At 27.6% G+C, this 3,706-nt stretch carries 4 protein-coding genes; all 4 read left to right on the top strand.

Annotated elements, in window-relative coordinates:
- Positions 1-43 precede the first annotated feature (43 nt).
- The 4 genes from JWF52_RS18115 to JWF52_RS18100 all read left to right on the top strand — a co-directional run bounded on the left by JWF52_RS18115 (position 44) and on the right by JWF52_RS18100 (position 3,522).
- Positions 44-1,342 (top strand): M18 family aminopeptidase, encoded by a 1,299-nt coding sequence (locus tag JWF52_RS18115; RefSeq protein ID WP_208334881.1) that lies wholly within the window; start codon positions 44-46, stop codon positions 1,340-1,342.
- Positions 1,343-1,358: 16 nt separating this feature from the next.
- Positions 1,359-2,111: a patatin-like phospholipase family protein gene (locus tag JWF52_RS18110; protein ID WP_208334880.1), complete on the top strand. Its 753-nt coding sequence runs from the start codon at positions 1,359-1,361 to the stop codon at positions 2,109-2,111.
- Positions 2,112-2,269: 158 nt separating this feature from the next.
- Positions 2,270-2,863 carry an AAA family ATPase gene (locus tag JWF52_RS18105; protein WP_208334879.1) on the top strand — a complete coding sequence of 198 codons (594 nt, stop codon included), beginning with the start codon at positions 2,270-2,272 and terminating at the stop codon, positions 2,861-2,863.
- A 134-nt stretch (positions 2,864-2,997) separates the two neighbouring features.
- Positions 2,998-3,522 (top strand): peptidylprolyl isomerase, encoded by a 525-nt coding sequence (locus JWF52_RS18100; protein WP_208334878.1) that lies wholly within the window; start codon positions 2,998-3,000, stop codon positions 3,520-3,522.
- Positions 3,523-3,706 lie beyond the last annotated feature (184 nt).

Below are 3,706 nucleotides of genomic sequence, written 5' to 3'. Positions count from 1 at the left end.
TTTTAGCTATAAATTTTTTAATACAAAATAAGGAGGCAATAAAATGAATGAAAAGAATTTTGCAAAAGACCTTATAAAATTTATTTACAACAGTCCAACATCATTTCATGCAGTTAAAACATCTAAAGAACTTTTAAATGTAAATGGATTTGAGGAATTAAAATTAAATGAAAAATGGAATTTAGAAGTAGGTAAAAAGTATTATGTGACAAAGAATTTATCTGCAATAGTAGCTTTTACTATAAATTCAAAGAATATAGAAAGAGAAGGATTTAGAATAATAAGTTCTCATTCAGATTCACCAACATTTAGAATAAAACCAAATGCAGAAATGTCTGTAGAAAAAACGTACTTAAAATTAAATACAGAATGTTATGGTGGCCCCATATTAAATACATGGCTAGATAGACCATTGGGGATAGCTGGTAGAGTTGTTTTAAAAGGAGATCATGTATTAAAACCTAAAGAAGAAATAGTAAACTTAAATAAGCCAATTTGTATAATACCTAACATAGCTATACATATGAACAAAAGTGTTAATGAAGGATATGCTTTAAATAAACAAAAAGATATGTTACCTTTAGTTGGGTTATTAAATGATAGCTTAGAAAAGGATAATTTCTTATTAAATCAATTAGCAATAAATTTAGGAGTGAATTTAGAAGATATTATAGACTTCGATTTATTCTTATATGAATTTGAAAAAGGAAGTTTAATAGGAACAAATGAAGAATTTATATCAAGTGGCAGATTAGATAATTTATCAATGGCCCATGCTAGTTTAAATTCTCTTATAGATATAAAAGGAGAAAATGGAATAAATGTTGTAGCTGTATTTGATAATGAAGAAGTAGGCAGCTCTACTAAGCAAGGTGCAGATTCAAATATGTTACTTAACATATTAGAAAGAATTTGTATGTCATTAGGAAAAGATAGAGAAGAATTCTTTACATCTATCTACTCATCATTTATGATATCAGCAGACTTAGCTCATGCAGTTCATCCGAATTTATCAGAAAAGCATGACCCAACTAATAGACCGGTTATGGGTGAAGGACCAGTTATAAAAATAAATGCTAACCAAGCATACACAAGTGATGCATATTCTATATCTGTTTATAAAAATATATGTAGTGAAGCTGGGGTTAAATATCAAGAATTTGTTAATAGATCTGATGAAAGAGGAGGAAGCACAATAGGACCTATATCATCTACTCATATAGATATTCCATCTGTTGATATTGGTAGTCCAATACTAGCAATGCACTCTATAAGAGAATTAGGTAGTGTTAAAGATCATTATAGTATATACAAGACATTTAGTAAATTTTATGAAGTTTAGATAAGGAGATAGTATTATGAAGATAGGATTATGTCTTTCAGGAGGAGGAGCAAAAGGCTCATACCAAGCAGGAGTTATAAAATCTTTATGGGATAGAGGTATAAAAAAATTTGACGCTATAGCAGGAACATCAATAGGAGCGATAAATGGATATTATGTATTCACAGATAATGTTGAAAACTTGCAAGAAATGTGGATAAATATTCAGAAAACTTCTGAAAACGATGTCAAAATAGTTGATAATACTGTGGACAACTCAATAATAATTGATGGATTAAATGAACTTACTAACAATAATAAGTCAAAAACAAACTTATATGTAAACTATATAGAAATAGAAAATAAGAACTTAAATGAAAAAATTGTAAATGTATCAGAATTAGATAAATCAGAAGGTTTAAATAGCATTAAATACAGTTCATTACTTCCTTTCAATCCATCTGGAACATTAGATTTTAAAAACCAATTTGGTAAAGATTTAATGGACGGAATTTATGATGGATATAAACTTGATGGTGGATTAGTAAATAATACACTAATAAAACCTTTGATTGAGGATAATGTGGATAAGATAATATTAATATCCACAAGACATGATTATGTTTTACCTGAGAATATAAAAAATATATACAATGAAGATAATATAATAGTAGTTAGACCTAAAACCATATTTGGTAAAAATGATACTCTTAGATTTGAGCCAGAGTTTTGTAAAGAACTATACTATGAAGGTTATAATATAGGGAAGAACTTAGAACTAAATATATAAACAATAAAAAATTAAAACTTTTACTATATATTATAAATATGAACAATTCCATGTAAATAAATAGAATTGTCTCAAAAACATTGAATAAACCTCTAATTGTTAGTATAATATAAAAGTTCTTTAATAATGAGAAAATAATATATGGAGTTGATATAAACATGGCAACTAAGAGAATCGCAGTTTTAGGTGGCCCAAGATGTGGAAAAACTACATTAATACAACATTTATACGTTGAAATGAAAATAGCAGGTTTAAATGCTGGGTATGCCTTAGAATATTCAACAGAATATTTAAAAGATAAAGGTATGATAGAAACAATATCTGAACAATATGGTATTTATTTAGGTCAAAAGAAATTAGAAGATGAATTATCAATGTTTGATTATGCTCTTACTGATTATGCTACTTTTGTACCATACATATATGGAAGATTTATGTTAGGTAATAAAAAAAGAAGTAAAAAAGAAATACAAATACTTAAAGATTTATATTGTTTAGCTATAGAAGATATACAAAACTACGATATGATAGTATACGTTCCAAGAGAATTTGGATATGTACAAGATGGAGTAAGATGGCAAGATGAAGAGATAGCTCTTAAAATAGATGAATCTATACTTAGCTTTTTACAATCTGAAAATGTAGATTACATTGAAGTAAAAGGATCTACTAAAGAAAGAGCTAGCCAAATATTAGACTTATTAGAAGTTGATTATAAAGAAACACCACAGTTAAATGGAGATAAAAAATAAGCTACTATTAATTTAGTAGCTTTTTTATATTAAATTGAAATAGATAAAAATTTTATGAGATTTTTCTTAAACTTGGTATATAATAATATATGAAAGATACATAATCAATAACTGAAACAGAGAGGAAGATTAATATGGAAAATAAAAATCCTATAGTAACTATAGAAATGGAAAATGGAAAGAAAATAGTAGCAGAACTATACCCACATATAGCTCCTAATACTGTAAAGAACTTTGTAACGTTAATAAACGAAGGATTTTACAATGGAGTGGGATTCCACAGAGTTATAGAAGGATTTATGATACAAGGTGGATGCCCTAATGGAAATGGAATGGGTGGACCAGGACATGCTATAAAAGGAGAATTCAAAGGAAATGGATTCACTAATAACTTAAAGCATGAACCAGGAGTTTTATCTATGGCTAGAACTATGGCCCCTAACTCAGCAGGATCTCAATTCTTTATAATGCATAAAAATTCTCCACACTTAGATGGACAATATGCAGGATTTGGTAGAGTTATAGAAGGTATGGATGTAGTTAATGAAATAGCTACAACTAAGACAGATAGAGCTGATAGACCAGTAGCTCCACAAGTTATGAAGAATGTAACTGTCGAAACTTTTTGTGTAGATTACTCAGATGTTGAAAAAATGTAATTGATTTCCTTTAAAATATATTAAATCAGGCCTTTACAAGAATTGAAATTTGATTTAATATAGAAGTTGCCTAAAAACAACAATACAATTAATAAAAATTTTAGACCACATTATTTAATTAACACTAAATAATTTAGTTGAGAAATTAAATTAACGAATAAAAGGAAAAAGGAAGGTATATACC

Source organism: Clostridium sp. CCUG 7971 (assembly GCF_017590215.1).
In the GTDB taxonomy this organism is placed as follows: Bacteria; Bacillota; Clostridia; order Peptostreptococcales; family Peptostreptococcaceae; genus Faecalimicrobium.
The sequence above is the reverse complement of the archived record's forward strand: the minus strand, read 5'-3'. Positions and strand labels throughout refer to the sequence as shown.